Here is a 17924-nt window from a genome sequence, read left to right as displayed (position 1 = left end):
CCCCACCGCCCTACATGTGGACCGCGCCGCCGTCCGTCGGTGTCGGTGCCGGCGCCCCTCTGCGGTACAGGATCACCGTAACGACCAGGCCGATCGCGAAGAAGAGGGCCGACCACCAGTACGCGGTCGAGTACGACTGCATCGCCGCCTGCGCCTGCACCTCCGGGCTCGGCTTCTTGCCGACCAGGTAGTTGGAGGCGGCCGTGGTGGCGAGCGTGTTCAGCAGGGCCGTGCCGATCGAACCGCCCACCTGTTGACTGGTGTTGACCATCGCCGAGGCGACGCCCGCGTCATGGGCCGCGACGCCGGCCGTCGCCATGCTCATCGCCGGCGCGAAGATGAGACCGAGCCCGAGTCCCGCGACCAGCAGCGGTGGCAGGACGTGCGCCGCGTAACCGCTGGTCACGTCCAGGGCGGTGAGCCAGGCCATACCGGCCGCGGAGAGCCCCATGCCCAGCGGCACGATCGGCTTCGCGCCCACCCGGGGCACCAGGTTGTTGGTGGTCACCACGGAGGCCACCACCATCACCGCCACCATGGGCAGGAAGGCCAGGCCGGTCTTGACGGGCGTGTACTGCAGGATCTGCTGCAAGTAGTACGTGAGGAACAGGAACACGCCGAACATGCCGGCGCCCGAGATGAACATCGCGAGGAACGACGCCCCGCGGTCCCGGTCGAGGACGACCCGCAGGGGCAGGAGCGGATGCGCGGCCTTGGTCTGCCACCACGCGAACAGCACCAGCAGCACCGCGCCGACGACAAGGAACCCCCAGGTCAGCACATCGCTCCAGGCGTGCGTCTCGGCGTTGGAGAAGCCGTACACGATGCAGAAGAGGCCCGCCGACACCAGGAGCGTGCCCGGCACGTCGAGCTTGGGGCGGTCCGGGGGAGCGCCCGCGTGCAGCAGCCGCGCGCCGCCGACCATGGCGATCAGGGCGAACGCGAGGTTCACGTACAGGCACCAGCGCCAGTTCAGATACTCCGTGAGCACCCCGCCGAGCAGCAGCCCCACCGCGCCGCCCGCTCCGGCGATCGCGCCGTAGATGCCGAACGCCTTGGCGCGCTCCCGCGGATCGGTGAACGTGGTCGTCAGCAGAGAGAGCGCCGCGGGCGCGAGCAGCGCGCCGAACACGCCTTGCAGGGCGCGGGCCGCCACCAGCATCGAGAAGCTCGTCGCAGCGCCGCCGATCGCGGACGCCACCGCGAACCCGGCGAGACCGGCCAGGAAGACGACCTTGCGGCCCACCAGGTCGGCGATGCGCCCGCCGAGCAGCAGCAGGGAGCCGAAGGCGAGCGCGTACGCGGTGACGATCCACTGGCGGTTGCCGTCGGAGAATCCCAGATCCTTCTGGGCCGAGGGCAGCGCGATGTTCACGATGGTCGCGTCGAGCACCACCATGAGCTGGGCGATGCCGACCACCGCGAGGATCAGCCAGCGATGCTCGTGCCGCCCGCCTCCCGTGTGCGGCACGGACGCTCCGGCCCGACGCGCGGGATCGGACGCCGGTGCGGGTTCCGGCGCTGGCATGGCTTCACGGTCCATGGCGACGACCTCCAGACACCCCCGCACCACGCTAAACGCCCTGCTCGGGGGCCGCGACCGGGGCCTTTCCGAAGGCCCCGGCCGCGGTGGGGGAGTGCCCGGGCTCCGCGGTGCGTACCGCTACGCGGCGTCGTCCGCCGCGAGCAGCAGCTCGCTCACCCGTTCCCTGGCCCGCGCCACGCGCGAACGCACCGTGCCGATCGGGCAGCCGACGGCGTCCGCCGCGTCCGCGTACGGAAGCCCGGCGAGCTGGGTCAGGACGAACGCCTCGCGGCGCGGCGCGTCGAGGGTCTCCAGGAGGTCGAGCAGCGCCACGCCCTCGTCGAAGCCGGGCAGGCCGTTCGGCTGGGCCCGTTCCGCGGCCGCCTGCCAGTCGCCGGTGTCGGCGATCCGGGGCCGGGCCGCCGCCGAGCGGAAGCGGTCGGCGACCACCCGCCGCGCGATGGAGAGCAGCCAGGTGCGGGCGCTCGACCGCGCGGCGAAGCCCGGCAGTGCGGTCAGGGCACGGAGATACGTCTCCTGGGTCAGGTCGTCCGCGCCGTGCAGGTCACCGCTGAGGTGGGCGACGAAGCGCCAGACGTCGCGGCGTGTGGCCCGGACGAACTGCTCGAACGCCTGGGCGTCGCCGTCGCGGGCCGCGAGCGCCCACTGGGTGGTGAGCTCGTCGCGGGTCGGGTCCACGCCGGGCCGGGACCGCAAAAGGGCAGGAGTCATCGCAAAAGGTCCTTCGGTGAAGGGAGTTCGGGAATCGGCGCGAACGCCGACGATCCGCCCGGCACCGAGGGGCGCGGGCGGTTTCAGGAACAGACCGGAAGGACCGGCGGACCTCTGCGCGATACGACGTGCTGGAGAAGGACCCCGCGCAGCCGCGGCACGGGCACGCGCGTGCCGACGTGGGGCGGCGTCGGGGGAAGGGCCGCGACGACGACCGCGAGAACGAACCGCAGCGGCACGAACACGGCTGCCGCGAGCGCACGTCCCGTGCGGAAGACGGCGGCCTCGCCGCGCCAGAGCCACAGGGCACAGATCAGCGCCGCGGCGACGTGGGCGAGGAACATGCCGAAGCCGCTGTGCCCGAAGACGGACATGATCCAGTGGGACAGGCCCTCGTCGGGCATGGCGCCGGAGTGCATCGAAGCGGCGGACGAGCCGCCGCCGGAGGAACCGGGCGACGGCACGGACATCGGCATCGGATGGTTCATGTGGTTCAGGCCGTCGTCGGGGTGACTCCGCGCGAGGGCCGGAGCCCCGCCCCCGCCCGACGGGCCGGCCATCCGCTGTGCCAGACCGAACAGTTCGTGCAGACACAGCTGCGCCGCGACCGTGGCGCCGATGACCGCGACCGCCCCGCGCTCACGCCCCGTCAGCCACCACGCGGCGGCGGCCGTGGCGGCGAACGCGTACCCCACGGCCCACCAGGGCAACGGGGCACCGGACATGATCGCGTGACCGAAGGCCGTCGCCACCACGCAGACGGCCGCGAACATCGCGGCTCGTGCGAGGCGGAACACCGGCCCAGTGGTCATGGAGAGCATCGTGCCAGGCCGGGGTGTGCTCGTGGGAGGCGAGTCCGCGAACTGCCCGAACTGCCCGTATGCCGCCGAACGATCGGAACGATCTGTTCCGCGCAGGAAGCGCCTGTACCGGTCGGTAACCCCCTTGACAGGGTGTGTTGACACCGAAAATGATCACGTCCAGCGGTCGACATTGTCGAACTGCGTTCGTCCATGCGCCACGCGCTATCCATCTCACGTCACACGCCATGCGCCACACGTCATCCAACGTTGGGAATGATCCGATGCACCTGCGTCCCGCCGCCCGGTCCCTGCTGACCGCCGCGGCCGCCCTCGCCCTCGCCTGCGTGGGCCTCGCCGCCCCGGCCCGTGCCTCCTCCGTGCCCGCCTCGGTCCTGGACATCCCGCCCCGCGGCGCCAACGACTGGTCGTGCAAGCCTGACGCGGCGCACCCGCAGCCCGTCGTCCTGGTCAACGGCACGTTCAAACTGATGGCGGAGAACTGGGCCGCGCTCTCGCCCAAGCTGAAGAGGGCGGGTCACTGCGTCTTCGCGTTCAACTACGGGAAGCTGGCGACCGCTTCGGTCCCGCGGTCGGCCGAGGAGCTCAAGGACTTCGTCGAGGCCGTCCGCGCCGCCACGGGGGCGGCGAAGGTCGACCTCGTCGGGCACAGCCAGGGCGGCATGATGCCCCGTTACTACGTGAAATTCCTCGGCGGCGCGGACAAGGTCGACGACCTGGTCGGCATCGTGCCGTCCAACCACGGCACGTCCAACCCCCTGGCCAAGCCCCTCGGAGACATCGCCTGCCCGGCCTGCCTCGACCAGATGACGGGCTCCGAGCTGCTCGCGAAGCTCAACGAGGGGACCGAGACACCGGCCGGGCCCGACTACACCGTGGTCACCACGCGGTACGACGAGGTGGTGATCCCGTACACCAGCGCCCTCCTGAACGGCCCGAAGGAGTACGTCACGAACGTGGTCCTCCAGGACCGCTGCCCCTTGGACCCGTTCATGCACGACCAGGCGACGAAGGATCCGGTCGTCGCCCAGTGGGTGCTGAACGCGCTGGACCGCGAGGGGCCGGCCGACGCGGCCTTCCGGCCCAGATGCGCCGGCCGGTAATCCGGCGGCGGTCGGCCGACGCATCGGGCGGCACGGGGAGTCCTGCCTCCCGCGTGCCGCCCGGCGCGACGACGACCTCGGTCCCCGTGTACCGGCCCTAGGACCGGTCGCCCGCGTCCCGCCCGTCCAGGGCCTCGACCTCGACCGGGTCGCGGGGGGCGGGCACTTGCACGGCCTCGGCGGCCGGCGCACGACGCCGCGCCAGCACGCCACCCACGTAACCGGCGATGGGCTGCGTGTAACGGGCGGTCAGCGGGCCGACGATCACGAGGATCAGGACGTAAGCCGTGGCCAGCGGGCCGAGCGAAGGCTCGATGCCCGCCGCGACCGCGAGTCCCGCGATGACGATGGAGAACTCGCCGCGCGCCACCAGCGCGCCGCCCGCCCGCCAGCGGCCCTTGACCGAGACGCCCGCACGGCGGGCCGCCCAGTAACCGGTCGCGATCTTCGTCAGGGCGGTCACGACGGCGAGCGCGAGCGCGGGCAGCAGCACCGGCGGGATGCTCGACGGGTCGGTGTGCAGCCCGAAGAAGACGAAGAAGACGGCAGCGAAGAGGTCACGCAGCGGCGCGAGCAGCGAGTGCGCGCCCTCGGCGACCTCGCCGGACAGCGCGATGCCGACCAGGAACGCGCCGACGGCCGCGGACACCTGGAGCTGCTGCGCGATCCCCGCGACGAGGATGGTCAGACCAAGCACCACCAGGAGCAGCTTCTCCGGGTCGTCGCTGGAGACGAACCGCGAGATGAGCCGTCCGTACCGCACCGCGATGAAGAGCACGATGCCGGCCGCGCCCAGCGCGATCGCGAGCGTGAGGCTGCCGGCCGCGAGACCGACGCCTGCCAACAGGGCGGTGATGATGGGCAGATAGACGGCCATCGCCAGGTCTTCGAGGACCAGGACGCTCAGGATGACGGGCGTCTCGCGGTTGCCGAGCCGGCCGAGGTCGCCGAGGACCTTGGCGATGACACCGGACGACGAGATCCAGGTGACACCGGCGAGCACGACGGCGGCGACCGGGCCCCAGCCCATGAGCAGCGCGGCGATGGCGCCGGGCAGCGCGTTGAGGGTGCAGTCGACCAGACCGGCGGGGTACTGCGTCTTGAGGTTGCTGACGAGGTCGTTGGCCGTGTATTCGAGGCCGAGCATCAGCAGCAGGAGAATGACGCCGATCTCGGCGCCGATGGCGACGAACTCCTCGCTGGCGCCCAGCGGCAGCAGGCCGCCCTCGCCGAACGCGAGTCCGGCGAGCAGGTACAGCGGGATCGGCGAGAACTGGAATCGACCCGCGAACCGGCCGAGCAGGCCGAGCGCGAGGATGATCGCGCCGAATTCGATCAGAAAGACAGCGGAATGCATACGGTCACTCCCGCCCGAGTATCGTCGCGGCGGTCTCGACGCCTTCGCGCGTCCCGATGACGATCAGGGTGTCCCCGCCCGCGAGGCGGAAGTCGGGGGCGGGCGACGGAATGGCGTCGGCCCTCCGCAGCACGGCCACGATCGACACACCCGTCTCGGTCCGCATCCGGGTCTCGCCGAGGAGCCGGCCGTTCCAGTGGGAGGTCGCCGAGAGCAGGACGCGCTCGGCGACCAGACCCAGGTCGGTGGTGTGCAGGAGGGTCGGGCTGTGGTGCGAGGGCATGAGGGCGTCGATGAGTGCGTCGGCCTCACCGGAGCTCAGTCGCGTCGAGAGCGCGCACTCGTCCGGGTCGTCGGACCGGTAGGCGCTCAGCGTCCGTGCTCCGTCCCGGTGCGCGATCACCGAGAGGCGCTGCTGTTCTCGGGTCGTGAGGTCGTACCGGATGCCGATGCCAGGAAGCGGCGTACGGCTGAGTCGTGAGGCGGGCACAGCTTCTCCCCTTGCGTAATGGATGGATCTCCCCCGGCCCGTCACCCTATCGGGGCCAAGGATTGGCAAAATCCACCCGGGGAGATCAGGCGGTGAGGGTCACGCAGGGCAGCCCCACGCTCGACCCGCCGCGGAAGCCCTCCGCGCAGAGCCGGGTGCCCTCGGGAAAGTGCCGCTGGGGGTACGCCTGATCGCGGTAGGTCCTGAACTTGGCGACGTCCTCCACCTTCGTGTTGGCGCTCCAGCCGTTCGTGGTCCACACGCGGGCGCTGATGCGGTTCGGCTGGTTGGTGTTGGTGACCGACACCTCGACACGGCCCAGGTAGGTGCCGGAGTCGTACGTCTCGATGCAGACCGAGTGGTTGCACCACTTGCCGTCGGCGACGGCCGAGGGCCCGGTGGCGATGAGGCAGCCGAGCGCGGTGGCGAAGGCGGCGACGACCGCGGCGAACTTCTTGGTGAGGGTGCTGCTGATGGTGTGCATGCGTGAGACAACGCGGCACAAGATCACGAGTTACGCCCGTTACACCCGTTACGCCGGTCTGATCCGCCGGTCACGCCCAGCCGTTGGGCATGCCCGTCACGCCCCGGCGGGGCCGTTCCGCAGCACCGTCTCCACGGTGTCCGCCTCCTCCGGGGACTTGTCCTCGCGGTAGCGCAGGACCCTGGCGAACCGGAGCGTGACGCCCGCCGGGTAGCGCGTGGACTTCTGGAGTCCGTCGTACGCGATCTCCACGACGAGTTCGGGGCGCACCTTCACCACGTACCCGTTCTCCTCGACCGCCAGCCCCTGCAGATGCTCGGTCTGCCAGGCGAGCATCGCGTCCGTCATGCCCTTGAAGGTCTTGCCCAGCATGGCGAACGTGCCGTCGGGCTGCCGCGCGCCCAGATGCAGGTTGGACAGCTTGCCGGTGCGGCGGCCGTGCCCCCATTCGGCGGCGAGCACCACCAGGTCCAGGGTGTGCACGGGCTTGAGCTTCAGCCAGGACGCGCCCCGGCGCCCCGCGCTGTAGGAAGCGTCGAGCCCCTTCAGTACGACCCCCTCATGGCCGCGCCCCAGCGTCGCCTCGAAGAACTCCTGGGCCTCGGCGCGCTGCCGCTCGTCGTCCGGGTCGGTGACGAGCGTGCGCCGCACCCGCATGGGCTCGGGCACCAGCGCCGCCAGTTCGGCGTGGCGCTCGCCGAACGGCAGGTCGAGCAGGTCGCGCCCCGCCACGGACAGGGCGTCGAAGAAGACGGGGGAGAGAGGCAGCTCCGCCGCTGCCGCCGACACGTCGACGCGGGACCCGACGCGCCCCGCGATCTCCTGGAACGGCCGGGGCCGCCCGTCCGCGCCCAGCGCGATGACCTCGCCGTCCAGGATGAAGTGCGAGCCGTCCAGACCGAGCGCGGCGGCGGTCAGCTCGGGCAGGCGGTCGGTGATGTCGTCCAGGGTGCGGGTGTAGACGCGGACGTCGTCCCCGTCCCTGTGGACCTGTACGCGGATGCCGTCCAGCTTCTCCTCGACCGCACACGCCCCCAACTTGTCGATGCCCTCCGCGACGGAACCGGCGCTGTGGGCGAGCATCGGCAGGATCGGCCGGCCCACGGTCAGCCGGAACTCGTCCAGAGCCTCCGCGCCGTCCGCCAGCAACGCCTGGGCCACGGGGCTCACGGACCCGGCGAGCATCACCGCGCGCCGCACCGCGTCCGCCGGGATCTCCGTGGCCACGGCGAGGCCCTCCACCGCGACCGCGTCCAGAGCGCCCTGTCGGACCTCGCCGGTCAGCAGCCCGATCAGGAACCGCTGTTCGTCCTCGGTCGCCGCACCCATCAACTCACCGACGAGCCGTTTGCGTTCCCCCTGCGACCCGGCACCGGCCACCGCCCCGATCGTGGTGAGCGCCTCGTCCACACCACGCACCGTCAGCGTCGGCTCGTCGGCGGGCGGCACCGCGTGCTTGAGCGTGCTCCACCCGATTCCGAGCCGCCCCTGGGGCAGCCGTCCCGACAGGTAGGGAATGGCGATCGGCACGTCGTCCGGCTCGGCGGTCCGGAACAACTCGGCGAGCAGCGCGATCTTCCGGGACCGCGCCGAGGTGGCGGCCACTTCCTTGGACACGTGAGCGAGCCGGGCGAGCAGCATGAGGCCATCCTGCATCGGGGGCGGGCGGGGCGCATGGGCGGGCGGGGGCGTGCCGGGGCGGTGCGGGTGTGTTCGTTCCGCGCCTCGGGCGGTCGACCGCGGCGGATCAGGGCCGGTGGCAGATGTGGATCGGGCCGATCCAGGGCTCGCAGACGGAGTCCGGGTCGCTGGGGTGGGGGTCTACGGGTGTGGGGTCCACTGGCGGCCGGGGTTCGGTGGGGGTGGGAGTGGGGGTGGGGGTCGGCAGGGGTGGATGTGTCGGTGTCGGCGTTGGCGTGGGTGTGGGTGGGACTGGAGGGGGCGTGGGCCGGGGAGTGATCGGCTCCTGTGGGGTGGGGGTCGCTTCGCCGTCCGGTGCGGGGCGGGTGGGTGCGGGGCGGTCGGGGGTCTGGGGCCGGGGCTGGCCCGGACCCGCCGACTGGTCGGCTGTCGTGCGGGGAGGCGAGGACGGGTCCTGCGTCTCCTGCCGGTCGGCAGAGGCGTCCGAGCCGGCCGAATCACGGGTGCGGTCCGAGCCGTCCGCCTGATGAGAACCTTCCGACTCACCCGTATCGCCCAAACCGTCCGCCGCACCCGCATCGCGTGAGCCGTCCGCCGCACCCGCATCGCGCGAACCGTCCGACGCGTCTGCATCGCGCGAGCCGTCTGACTCACCCGTGCCGCGCGAGCCGCCCGCATCGCCCCCACCACCCGACTCGCCCGACGTTTCCTCGCCCTTCCCCTCCGGCGCTGCCTGCCACGGCGGGGCCGGCCGATGAGGCAGGGCGGTCTCCGCCGGCGCGGCCTGGGGTTCCGGCGCCGCCGACTGGCTCGTTCCGCCGGTCAGGGCCAGACCCGCCGCGACCACGACCCCCGCCACGGTCACTCCGATCGCTCCGGATGCCGCGACCGACAGCTTCCCGCCGCCGGTGAGGACGTGCCGTACCCCGTGTCGCAGCGCACTGGCGCCTCCGTGAACCGCAGGCCCGGCCCCCGCGCCGGACCCCGACCCGGCCCCCGCGCCCACAGCCACCATCGGAACGAGGAACTTCCCCGAACCGCCGAGGACGAAGATCAGAAGAGCGGGGCCCGTGAGCGCCGGGAGGCGGTCGTTCGCGCGGGTCAGCAGGGCGAGGCGGGCGCGGCAGTCCGTGCATCCGGCCAGGTGGGACAGGAGCCGCTCCGACTGGCGCGGTGACGCCTCGCCCCGGACGTGAGCGGGCATGCGGTCCCAGTGGCCCTCGCACGAGGGGTTCTCCGGGGTTCCCGGGTGCGCGCGGAGGAACGCCTGACGCATGCCCTCGCGCGCCCGGTGCAGCAGTACGGCCGTCGCACCTCGCCCGGCGCCGATGCGTCGGCCGATCGTGTCGAGCGGCTGCCCCTCGGCCTCCGCGAGCCACAGCGCCTGCACCCACCGTTCGGGCAGCTGCCCGAGGACGCGGGTCAGCAGGTCGACGGAAGAGACGCGCACGGCAGGATCCGGTTCCGTGCCGTTCCCGCCGAAGGGGGAGTCCTCCACACCCATCGCGCGGAGGGACTCCGGTGCCTGCGGGTCGCGCGGTGTCTCCCGGCCCGCGGCGCCACGGCCGACCGTCGCCGCCAGATGTCGCACGGTCGTCATCAGATACGCGGGTACGTTCTCGATCTCGTGCCCGGCGGACAGCCGCCGCCACACCCGGAAGTGCGCCTCCGCGACGAGATCGTCCGCGAGCCAGGCGTTGCCGGTGAGCGAGCGCGCGTACGCCAACAGGCGTGACTGATGTGCCTCGAAGACACGCGTGTAATCGCCTGTGGTGGGCACCCGGGCGGGCGTGACGGCAGGCTCCGCGGATATGCCCGAGGGGACGTCGGCAGGGACGTCGGTCATGGCAGGACACTCTCCCGTTCCCACTGCGGGGGGTTCGGACGAGTTCGCAACTCTAGGTCACTAATGTCCGAGTAAGGGAAGTCGAGTGGCGTAGGTCACATGGGAATCTCGACAGATTGGCGTAATAACGCCCCCGCTTAGGGGGTCATAAGGGCACAGGAGTCCCCGCAACCGCAGAACCTCCGCAGTCGCAGCACAGCACCGAGACACCGAGATACAGAGCGCCAGAAACACCAGAAGTGGAGCCCCGCTCATGGCCGTCACCCTCGAACAGCCCGCACGTGCCCGTCTCATCACCCCCGAGGGTCGCGAACGCGCTCTGCCCGTCGTCCTGCGCTACTCGGCGGAGGACCCCCTGGCCATCCAGATGATCTTCCCTTCGCAGGCTTCGCTCGACGGTGCGGAGGTCACGTGGATCTTCGCCAGGCAGCTCCTGGAGGAGGGGATGAGTGCGCCGGCGGGCAGCGGTGACGTGCACATCTGGCCGTGCGGGCGGGCCCGGACGGTCCTCGAGTTCCACTCGCACCAAGGGCTGGCCCTGGTGCAGTTCGACAAGATGGTGCTGCGCAGGTTCCTGGTGCGGTCGTACGCCGTCGTGCCCGCGGGCGGCGAGGGGGAGGGCCTGGACCTCGACCAGGGACTCTCGCGCCTGCTCGGCGGTGTCTGAGAAGAGCGGCGATCTGCTGGATCGAAAGCCTGGAAAGTCGGCGACTCCTCAGCCGTACAGCGCGGGCCGCTCGGCCAGCTCCACGTCCGCACGCGCCCCGGTCCGCAGCGCGGTGACCCCCGCCTCGGCGACGGCAGCCGCCGCGTACCCGTCCCACGCGCTCGGCCCCGTGACCCCGCCCTCGCGGGCGGCGGCCACCCATGCCCGTACCTCCCGGTCGTACGCGTCGGCGAACCGCACCAGGTAGTCCTGGGCCACGTCCTCGTACGCGCGGCCCGGCGTCCTGACGACCATCGTGTGCGCGTCCCCGATCTGGGCGCTGCCCCGTTCGCAGACCGCCTCGCACCGCACCTCGTAGCCGAATCCGCTGTTGACGAAGATCTCCACGTCGACGACCGCGCCCCCGGACGTCTCGAAGAGCACCAGCTGCGGATCGAGCAGGCCCTGGGGCGCGCCCGCCGACGGCCTCGGCCGTACCACCGTCACCGCCGTGATCTCCTGCCCCAGCAGCCACCGCGTCGCGTCGATCTCATGGGAGACGGAGCTGCTGATCAGCATCGACGACGTGAAATGGGCGGGCGACGACACGTTCCGGTGGCGGCAGTGCAGCAGCAGGGGGCGGCCCAGGTCCCCGGAGTCGAGGAGCGATTTCAGCGCCGCGTACTCCGTGTCGTACCGGCGCATGAACCCCACCTGGATCAGCCTGCGCCCGAGGCGTGCCTCTGCCTCCACCACCCTCAGGGCCGACGCGGAATCGGGGGTCAGCGGCTTCTCGCAGAGGACCGGGAGACCCAGCGCGCAGGCCGCGAGCAGGGCCTCCTCGTGCGCGGCCTCCGGCGAGGCCACCAGGACCGCCTCCACCCCCGGCGCACGCAGCGCGTCCTGCGCCTCCCGGTGGACGGACACCCCCGCGCGCCCCGCCACCGCCGCCTCGGCCCGCGCCGTGTCGGGGTCCGCGACCGCCACCACGCGGGCCCCGCCCACCGTCCCACCGATCCGCCGCACGTGGTCGGCGCCCATGTGGCCCGCCCCCAGCACGGCCACCCCCAGCAGCTCACTCACCGGACGACCTCCCCGCATCCCGTGCCCGCCAACCGCCCGAGCGACCGGGTGCACGCCTCATTCGATGACGCGTCGTGCGTCCCTGCGTCGGGCCACCGTAGCCCTCCGCCGCCGGACGGCCATGACGCAGCCCGCCAGGATGACGGCCGAGCCCGCGGCGACCAGCAGCACCGCCGGCCATTCGGAGTCGTCGGGCTGCACGGCCAGGTCGGTCTGCCCGCCCGCGTGCGCGGGGCTGGGAGCCGGGCGGCTCTCCTCCGGCGGCACCAGCGAGCCCACCGGCTGCACCTTCCCGGCCGCCGCGAACCCCCAGTCGAGCAGCGACCGCGCCTCCTCGTACACGGCCCGGCCACCACCCGTCTGCGGGTTCATCACCGTCACGACGAGCGTGCGCCCGCCGCGCTGGGCCGCGCTGATGAGGGTCGAGCCCGCATGGCTGGTGTAGCCGTTCTTGACGCCGAGGAGCCCCGGGTAGGCCGTCACGCCGTCGGCGCCGGTCAGCAGCCGGTTGGTGTTCTGGATGGGGTACGACCAGCCGCCCGCGGGGAACTGGGCGACCCGGGTCGAGCAGTACCGGGCGAACTCCGGGTCCGCGAGCCCGGCCCTGCCGAAGACCGCGAGGTCGTACGCCGACGAGACCTGTCCGTCGGCGTCATAGCCGTCGGGCGACACGACATGGGTGTCGCGCGCGCCCAGCTCGCGGGCCTTGGCGCGCATCTCCTGAACGGTCTTGCGCAGACCGCCGTTGAGCCCCGCCAGGACATGGACGGCGTCGTTCCCCGAGCTGAGGAACACGCCCCGCCACAGGTCGGCGACCCGGTAGGCGCGCCCTTCCGCGACCCCCACCATGCTGCTGCCCTCGCCGACCCGGTCGAGCTCGTGCTGCGCGACCACGTGCCGCGTGTCGGCGTCGAGGCGGGGGAGCGTCGCCAGGGCGAAGAGCGACTTGAGCGTCGAGGCGGGCGGCAGCTTGCGGTGCGCGTTCCGCGCGCCGAGCACCTCGCCCGTGTGGGCGTCGGCCACCACCCAGGCGAGCGCGGACACACCGGCGGGGGCGGCGGGGGCGCCGGGGCCGAGCCGGACCTGGGTGCCCGGCCGGTCGAGGAGGGCCGACGAGTACGCGGGGACGGGCCGCGGCGGCGCGGGTTCGGCCGGAGCCTCGGTGGCGGCGGCAGGTGAGGACAGGAGGACCAGAGCACCGAGGGCGAGAGCCACGGTGCGGAAGGAGGAGGGGCGCGAAAGGTACCTGATGACCATTCAGCCACCGTATGAGCGCCGCCCGGAGTCCGCAGATCGGCTTGGCCCGGTAGGAGGTATCGCTGCTCCGGGCGGAGGTGAGGGACCCCCTCCGCCCGGAGGTGTCACCCCGTCACATCACTTGCGCGGCCGCTCACGAGGCGTCAGGCGGGCAGGTGCTTCTCGATGGCGCCGACGAGCTCGGGGGCGTCGGGTTCGGTCTGCGGCGAGAAGCGGGCCACGACGTTGCCGGACGGATCGACGAGGAACTTCTCGAAGTTCCACCTGATGTCGCCGGTGTGCCCCTCCGCGTCCGCCGTGTCGACGAGCCGCGCGTACAGCGGGTGCCGGTTCTCGCCGTTGACGTCGACCTTCTCCGTCATCGGGAAGGTCACGCCGTACGTCGCCGAGCAGAATTCGGCGATCTCGTCCGACGTGCCGGGCTCCTGGCCCATGAACTGATTGCAGGGCACACCGAGCACGCTGAAGCCACGCGCCGCGTACTGCTCGTGGAGGCGCTCCAGGCCCGCGTACTGCGGGGTGAGCCCGCACTTGGACGCCACGTTGACGACCAGCACGGCCTTGCCCTCGTACTGACGCAGGTCGGCGGGGCCGCCCTGCAGGTTTTCGATTTCCACCGCTTCGTAGACAGACATGATCCGGAGCATACGCTCCGGCTTCCGCCCAATCCCCGGCCCCCGGAGCCACGAATCCTGGGGGGAGTACGTATTCGGGTACGGCCTGAGGGGGAGACGTGGCGACCGTCGCAGAACTGGACCTCACGGACGAGGAGCGGGAACGGCGCATGCGGGACGGTGAGGCGGCCGAGATGCGGCATCTGCTGCACGACGCCGACGCGGACAGTGTGGTTCCGGCGTTCGTGTGCCTGCGGAAAGGCCTGAGGAAGGGCCTGCGGAAGGGGCGGCGTTCATGAGCCGCCGAACCGTGCGGCTCAGCAAGAGCAAGAGCAAGAGCGTGCGGCGCCGCGCGGAGCCGGAGGCCGATATCGGTGCCGATGCCGGGGGAGTGGACGACCGGGACCGCGCCTCGGACGCGTCGCGCAGGGCGCGGCGGATCACCGCGGCTGCGGCGGGCTTCCTCGCGAAGGAGCGGAGGGACCAGAGGGAGCAGAGGGAGTGGAGGGAGCAGGGGGCGTAGGGGGCGTTCTGTGCAGGCGGCCGTGCGCGACCAGTTCCACCGTCAGTGCCACCGCGATCGCCTGGACCGCCATCAGGGCGATGAGCACGAAGAGCTGCACCGCCCCGGCCATCGCCGGGGACGCGCCGCCCAGGAGCATGCCGACGAACGCGCCGGGCAGGGTGACCAGGCCCACCGTGCGGGTCTGGTCGAGGCCGGGCAGCAGCGCGTCCGACGCGGCGGGGCGGATCACCTCGATGCGTGCGTCGTGGTCGGGCAGGCCGAGGGCGATGCCGGCCTCGAACTCGCCGTACCGCGTGTGCAGTTCGTCGAGCGCGCGGCGGCCCGCGAGGACCGTCGCGGTGAGCGCGCCGCCGATGAGGATGCCGGTCACGGGGATCATGGCGACGCCCCGCACCGGGAGCAGGCCCGCGAGGGTGAGTCCGGCGACGATCGGGACGACGGGTCCCGCGACGGGCAGGGCCGCCCACCACCAGGTGGAGTTCGTCGTGACGCGCCGGCCTGCCGTGCGGGTGGCCACCGCGAACATGAGGAGGAGGAAGGCGTAGAGGGCGGCCGTGTGGTGCACGACCCAGGCGATGACGAGGGACGCGGCCGCCAGCTGCGCGGTTGCGCGGACGCCCGCGATCACGATCTCCCGCGCCCGGCCGTGCGAGCCGTCCGGGGCGAGCCGGAAGACGGCTGCCGCCGTCGCGGCGGCCAGCAGCAGCACGAGCAGGGAGACGGCGAGCGCCGTGTTGACCGGCAGCAGGGTCTGGGCGGCGAGGGTGCGCACGGACACACCCTAGATCGCGGGACGCGTGGTCCACGGAATCGGTGCCCTGTGGTCTCCGAAAGGGGCGGAGGGAGTGCTGTGTCGAAGCGCTCGACCTGTAACGATGTGGGAGTAAGACGAGTGGACAGAGAAGGGCTGTAGTCATGGCGCAGCAGGTGCAGGGCGTGATCGCACGCGCGAAGGGCGAGCCGGTACGGATCGAGACGATCATCGTCCCGGATCCGGGGCCGGGAGAGGCCGTCGTGAAGATCCAGGCGTGCGGGGTCTGCCACACCGACCTGCACTACCGCGAGGGCGGCATCAACGACGACTTCCCGTTCCTGCTCGGACACGAGGCCGCGGGCGTCGTCGAGTCGGTCGGCGAGGGCGTCTCCGAGGTCGCGGTCGGCGACTTCGTGATCCTGAACTGGCGCGCGGTGTGCGGGCAGTGCCGGGCGTGTCGGCGCGGCCGCCCCCAGTACTGCTTCGACACGCACAACGCGAAGCAGAAGATGACCCTGACCGACGGCACGGAGCTGTCGCCCGCGCTGGGCATCGGGGCCTTCGCCGAGAAGACCCTCGTCGCCGCCGGGCAGTGCACCAAGGTCGACCCGGAGGCCTCGCCCGCCGCGGCCGGACTCCTCGGCTGCGGCGTGATGGCGGGCATCGGCGCCGCCATCAACACCGGTGACGTGGGCCGCGGCGACTCGGTCGCGGTCATCGGCTGCGGCGGCGTCGGCAATGCCGCGGTCGTGGGCGCCCGCCTCGCGGGAGCCGCGCGGATCATCGCCGTGGACATCGACGACAAGAAGCTGGAGACCGCGAAGGGCCTCGGCGCCACGCACACCGTCAACTCCCGCTCCGCCGACCCCGTCGAGGCGATCCGCGAGCTGACCGGCGGCAACGGAGCCGACGTCGTCATCGAGGCGGTCGGCCGCCCGGAGACGTACGAGCAGGCGTTCTACGCCCGCGACCTGGCCGGCACGGTCGTCCTGGTCGGCGTCCCGACCCCGGAGATGAAGATCGAGCTGCCGCTGCTCGACGTGTTCGGGCGCGGCGGCGCCCTCAAGTCGAGCTGGTACGGCGACTGCCTGCCGTCCCGCGACTTCCCGATGCTCATCGACCTGTACCGGCAGGGGCGCCTGGACCTGGACGCGTTCGTCACGGAGACGATCGCCCTGGAAGGCGTGGAGAAGGCCTTCGAGCGCATGCACCACGGTGACGTCCTCCGTTCGGTGGTGATGTTCTGATGGCGGCCGAGACCGAGCGCGACGCGTCCGGCGTGCGCATCGACCACATCGTCACGTCGGGGACCTTCTCCCTGGACGGCGGCACCTGGGACGTCGACAACAACGTGTGGATCGTGGGCGACGACAGTGAGTGCGTCGTCATCGACGCCGCGCACGACGCGGACGCGATCGCGGCCGCCGTGGGGGAACGGCGGCTGGTCGCGATCATCTGCACGCACGCCCACGACGACCACATCGACGCGGCCCCGGCGCTCGCCGCCCGCACGGGTGCGCCGATCCTGCTGCACCCGGCGGACACGGAGCTGTGGAAGCAGACGCACCCTGACCGCGCCCCGGACGGCGAGCTCTCCGACGGACAGGAACTGGCCGTCGCGGGAGCGGTCCTGAAGGTGCTGCACACGCCGGGCCACTGCCACGGCGCGGTCAGCCTGCACGCGCCCGCCCTCGGCACGGTCTTCACCGGCGACACGCTGTTCGCCGGCGGCCCGGGCGCCACGGGCCGTTCGTTCAGTGACTTCCCGACGATCGTGGAGTCCATCAAGGAGCGGATCCTGACGCTGCCGCCCGCGACGGTGGTGCGCACTGGGCACGGTGACAGCACGACGGTCGGCGCGGAAGCGCCCCATCTGGAGGAGTGGATCGCCCGGGGCCACTGACCTCTGGTTCCTCTTCTGTACGTACGTCTCTTGGCCCCGCGCGGTTCGCCGCGCGGGGCCAAGACGCGTACTGGCCCTGTTCAGGAATCTTCGATAAGTTAGGCAAGGCTTACCTAATGGAGGTTGAGGATGGGTGTCCGTCACAGCAGCACGACCGTGCCCACAGCGGCGGCACGCGCTCGTTCAGTGCTCGCCACCGCGTGGTCCTGCGCGGTGACCACGGAGATCGGCAGGGACGAACTCGTGGGCGCGCACACCGTGACCGAGGACGGCAGGATCCTGCTGTCACCGCCCGAGGACAGCGCGCTCGCCGCCGCCGTCATCTGCGCGCCGCGCGGCGAACCGTCCACCCTGGTCGAGTTCGCCGACGTCTCGCCGGTGCCGCTGCGGGACCGCATCCGCGCGCGGCTCTGGCTCTCCGGAACGCTGGGGTACGACGGTGAGCACCTGGTCTTCGAGCCGACGTGCGCCGTGCTGCACGACTCCACCGGGGAGCGTCAGGGCGTGGAGCTCGACGAATTCGCCCTGACCGTCCCGGATCCGCTGGCCGAGGCGGAGTCGCGCCTGCTCACGCACCTCGCCGACGCCCACCCGGAGGCCGTCGAGCAGCTCACCCGCCTCATCAGCCCCGACAGCCTGCAAGGAGTGGTGCGGGTCCGCCCGCTCGCCATCGACCGGCACGGGATCTCCCTGCGTCTCGAACGCGCCCGCGGCCAGGCCGACGTACGCCTCCCGTTCCACCAGCTCGTCGAGGACGTCACACAGGTGACGGAGTGCATGCATGCCCTCCTCATGAAGGCCCGCCTCTCAACCACGCGGCGCGGGCGGCCCGTCGGAGGCTGACCGCATCGACCGCAGTGCCAGCAGCAGCACCCCGATGTCGTCGAGATAGACGGGGTCGGGCACCAGGTCGGCCGGCAGCACGAGGTAGGCGACGGCGGCCCAGAACACCCACTGCCGCTCGACGGGCAGACCGGCTCTGCGCAGCGCGCGGCGGGTCCGGACGAGGCGTACGAGCAGGGCGACCGCGACGGCGAGGGTCGCGGCGACCAGGACGGCGGCGACAACGAGAAGGACGGTCAGGTCCGTGCTCATACCCCCGTACGTTAATCAAGTTGAGGTCTGACGTCTCGTAGGGATGA

At 72.0% G+C, this 17924-nt stretch carries 19 protein-coding genes; 6 read left to right on the top strand and 13 right to left on the bottom strand.

The window, feature by feature from the left end:
• Positions 1-10: 10 nt before the first annotated feature.
• From DEJ48_RS01565 to DEJ48_RS01555, 3 genes are all read right to left on the bottom strand, one after another.
• On the bottom strand, positions 11-1543 hold the full coding sequence (locus tag DEJ48_RS01565; RefSeq protein WP_411757412.1) for an MFS transporter: 1533 nt from the start codon (positions 1541-1543) through the stop codon (positions 11-13).
• Between the two features lie 120 nt (positions 1544-1663).
• Positions 1664-2257: a sigma-70 family RNA polymerase sigma factor gene (locus tag DEJ48_RS01560; protein WP_150213742.1), complete on the bottom strand. Its 594-nt coding sequence runs from the start codon at positions 2255-2257 to the stop codon at positions 1664-1666.
• An 83-nt stretch (positions 2258-2340) separates the two neighbouring features.
• Positions 2341-3069, bottom strand: coding sequence for a hypothetical protein (locus DEJ48_RS01555; protein WP_150213740.1), 729 nt, complete (start codon positions 3067-3069; stop codon positions 2341-2343).
• A 272-nt stretch (positions 3070-3341) separates the two neighbouring features.
• Here DEJ48_RS01555 and DEJ48_RS01550 point away from each other — a divergent pair, with 272 nt between their 5' ends.
• Positions 3342-4181, top strand: a complete 840-nt coding sequence (locus tag DEJ48_RS01550; protein WP_150213738.1) for an alpha/beta fold hydrolase — start codon at positions 3342-3344, stop codon at positions 4179-4181.
• 97 nt (positions 4182-4278) lie between these two features.
• Here the strand turns inward: DEJ48_RS01550 and DEJ48_RS01545 are convergent, their stop codons facing one another.
• From DEJ48_RS01545 to DEJ48_RS01525, 5 genes are all read right to left on the bottom strand, one after another.
• Positions 4279-5538 carry a cation:proton antiporter gene (locus DEJ48_RS01545; protein ID WP_150213736.1) on the bottom strand — a complete coding sequence of 420 codons (1260 nt, stop codon included), beginning with the start codon at positions 5536-5538 and terminating at the stop codon, positions 4279-4281.
• A 4-nt stretch (positions 5539-5542) separates the two neighbouring features.
• Complete coding sequence (locus DEJ48_RS01540; RefSeq protein WP_150175229.1) at positions 5543-6028, bottom strand: cation:proton antiporter regulatory subunit; 486 nt, start codon at positions 6026-6028, stop codon at positions 5543-5545.
• An 85-nt stretch (positions 6029-6113) separates the two neighbouring features.
• The gene (locus tag DEJ48_RS01535) at positions 6114-6512 is read right to left on the bottom strand and encodes a hypothetical protein (protein ID WP_150213735.1); all 399 of its coding nucleotides are present in this window, start codon (positions 6510-6512) and stop codon (positions 6114-6116) included.
• A 96-nt stretch (positions 6513-6608) separates the two neighbouring features.
• Entirely contained in the window at positions 6609-8153 is a 1545-nt protein-coding gene (locus tag DEJ48_RS01530; RefSeq protein ID WP_150213733.1) for an ATP-dependent DNA ligase, read from the bottom strand.
• Between the two features lie 106 nt (positions 8154-8259).
• Complete coding sequence (locus tag DEJ48_RS01525; protein WP_150213731.1) at positions 8260-9999, bottom strand: sigma factor; 1740 nt, start codon at positions 9997-9999, stop codon at positions 8260-8262.
• Positions 10000-10252: 253 nt separating this feature from the next.
• On the opposite strand from DEJ48_RS01525, the gene DEJ48_RS01520 reads away from it, so the two are divergent.
• The gene (locus DEJ48_RS01520) at positions 10253-10666 is read left to right on the top strand and encodes an SsgA family sporulation/cell division regulator (RefSeq protein ID WP_150213729.1); all 414 of its coding nucleotides are present in this window, start codon (positions 10253-10255) and stop codon (positions 10664-10666) included.
• A 48-nt stretch (positions 10667-10714) separates the two neighbouring features.
• Here the strand turns inward: DEJ48_RS01520 and DEJ48_RS01515 are convergent, their stop codons facing one another.
• The 3 genes from DEJ48_RS01515 to DEJ48_RS01505 all read right to left on the bottom strand — a co-directional run bounded on the left by DEJ48_RS01515 (position 10715) and on the right by DEJ48_RS01505 (position 13620).
• Complete coding sequence (locus DEJ48_RS01515; RefSeq protein ID WP_150213727.1) at positions 10715-11728, bottom strand: Gfo/Idh/MocA family protein; 1014 nt, start codon at positions 11726-11728, stop codon at positions 10715-10717.
• A 57-nt stretch (positions 11729-11785) separates the two neighbouring features.
• The gene (locus tag DEJ48_RS01510; protein WP_150213725.1) at positions 11786-12985 is read right to left on the bottom strand and encodes a D-alanyl-D-alanine carboxypeptidase family protein; all 1200 of its coding nucleotides are present in this window, start codon (positions 12983-12985) and stop codon (positions 11786-11788) included.
• 143 nt (positions 12986-13128) lie between these two features.
• A complete protein-coding gene (locus DEJ48_RS01505) occupies positions 13129-13620 on the bottom strand; it encodes a glutathione peroxidase (protein WP_150213723.1) in 492 nt (163 codons plus the stop codon).
• A gap of 98 nt (positions 13621-13718) precedes the next feature.
• On the opposite strand from DEJ48_RS01505, the gene DEJ48_RS01500 reads away from it, so the two are divergent.
• Positions 13719-13898: a hypothetical protein gene (locus DEJ48_RS01500; protein ID WP_150213721.1), complete on the top strand. Its 180-nt coding sequence runs from the start codon at positions 13719-13721 to the stop codon at positions 13896-13898.
• Positions 13899-14039: 141 nt separating this feature from the next.
• Here the strand turns inward: DEJ48_RS01500 and DEJ48_RS01495 are convergent, their stop codons facing one another.
• A complete protein-coding gene (locus tag DEJ48_RS01495; protein ID WP_150213719.1) occupies positions 14040-14897 on the bottom strand; it encodes an ABC transporter permease in 858 nt (285 codons plus the stop codon).
• Between the two features lie 143 nt (positions 14898-15040).
• On the opposite strand from DEJ48_RS01495, the gene DEJ48_RS01490 reads away from it, so the two are divergent.
• The 3 genes from DEJ48_RS01490 to DEJ48_RS01480 all read left to right on the top strand — a co-directional run bounded on the left by DEJ48_RS01490 (position 15041) and on the right by DEJ48_RS01480 (position 17625).
• Positions 15041-16126, top strand: coding sequence for an S-(hydroxymethyl)mycothiol dehydrogenase (locus DEJ48_RS01490; protein WP_150213717.1), 1086 nt, complete (start codon positions 15041-15043; stop codon positions 16124-16126).
• Positions 16126-16782, top strand: coding sequence for an MBL fold metallo-hydrolase (locus DEJ48_RS01485; protein ID WP_150213715.1), 657 nt, complete (start codon positions 16126-16128; stop codon positions 16780-16782). Before DEJ48_RS01490 ends, DEJ48_RS01485 begins: the two co-directional genes overlap by 1 nt.
• 129 nt (positions 16783-16911) lie before the next feature.
• Entirely contained in the window at positions 16912-17625 is a 714-nt protein-coding gene (locus DEJ48_RS01480) for a DUF2470 domain-containing protein (RefSeq protein ID WP_150213714.1), read from the top strand.
• Here DEJ48_RS01480 and DEJ48_RS01475 read toward each other — a convergent pair.
• On the bottom strand, positions 17590-17877 hold the full coding sequence (locus DEJ48_RS01475) for a DUF1232 domain-containing protein (RefSeq protein WP_150213712.1): 288 nt from the start codon (positions 17875-17877) through the stop codon (positions 17590-17592). The genes DEJ48_RS01480 and DEJ48_RS01475 overlap by 36 nt on opposite strands.
• Between the last annotated feature and the right edge of the window lie 47 nt (positions 17878-17924).

The sequence above is a fragment of the Streptomyces venezuelae genome (assembly GCF_008642315.1).
GTDB lineage: Bacteria > Actinomycetota > Actinomycetes > Streptomycetales > Streptomycetaceae > Streptomyces > Streptomyces venezuelae_D.
This window is presented reverse-complemented; position numbering and strand designations above follow the sequence as displayed.

Bases quoted from the DNA above. Each gene is read 5' to 3' on its own strand.
- DEJ48_RS01565 (WP_411757412.1), bottom strand. From the start codon at position 1,543: ATGGACCGTGAAGCCATGCCAGCGCCGGAACCCGCACCGGCGTCCGAT.
- DEJ48_RS01560 (WP_150213742.1), bottom strand. From the start codon at position 2,257: ATGACTCCTGCCCTTTTGCGGTCCCGGCCCGGCGTGGACCCGACCCGC.
- DEJ48_RS01555 (WP_150213740.1), bottom strand. From the start codon at position 3,069: ATGACCACTGGGCCGGTGTTCCGCCTCGCACGAGCCGCGATGTTCGCG.
- DEJ48_RS01550 (WP_150213738.1), top strand. From the start codon at position 3,342: ATGCACCTGCGTCCCGCCGCCCGGTCCCTGCTGACCGCCGCGGCCGCC.
- DEJ48_RS01545 (WP_150213736.1), bottom strand. From the start codon at position 5,538: ATGCATTCCGCTGTCTTTCTGATCGAATTCGGCGCGATCATCCTCGCG.
- DEJ48_RS01535 (WP_150213735.1), bottom strand. From the start codon at position 6,512: ATGCACACCATCAGCAGCACCCTCACCAAGAAGTTCGCCGCGGTCGTC.
- DEJ48_RS01530 (WP_150213733.1), bottom strand. From the start codon at position 8,153: ATGCTGCTCGCCCGGCTCGCTCACGTGTCCAAGGAAGTGGCCGCCACC.
- DEJ48_RS01525 (WP_150213731.1), bottom strand. From the start codon at position 9,999: ATGACCGACGTCCCTGCCGACGTCCCCTCGGGCATATCCGCGGAGCCT.
- DEJ48_RS01520 (WP_150213729.1), top strand. From the start codon at position 10,253: ATGGCCGTCACCCTCGAACAGCCCGCACGTGCCCGTCTCATCACCCCC.
- DEJ48_RS01510 (WP_150213725.1), bottom strand. From the start codon at position 12,985: ATGGTCATCAGGTACCTTTCGCGCCCCTCCTCCTTCCGCACCGTGGCT.
- DEJ48_RS01505 (WP_150213723.1), bottom strand. From the start codon at position 13,620: ATGTCTGTCTACGAAGCGGTGGAAATCGAAAACCTGCAGGGCGGCCCC.
- DEJ48_RS01490 (WP_150213717.1), top strand. From the start codon at position 15,041: ATGGCGCAGCAGGTGCAGGGCGTGATCGCACGCGCGAAGGGCGAGCCG.
- DEJ48_RS01485 (WP_150213715.1), top strand. From the start codon at position 16,126: ATGGCGGCCGAGACCGAGCGCGACGCGTCCGGCGTGCGCATCGACCAC.
- DEJ48_RS01480 (WP_150213714.1), top strand. From the start codon at position 16,912: ATGGGTGTCCGTCACAGCAGCACGACCGTGCCCACAGCGGCGGCACGC.
- DEJ48_RS01475 (WP_150213712.1), bottom strand. From the start codon at position 17,877: ATGAGCACGGACCTGACCGTCCTTCTCGTTGTCGCCGCCGTCCTGGTC.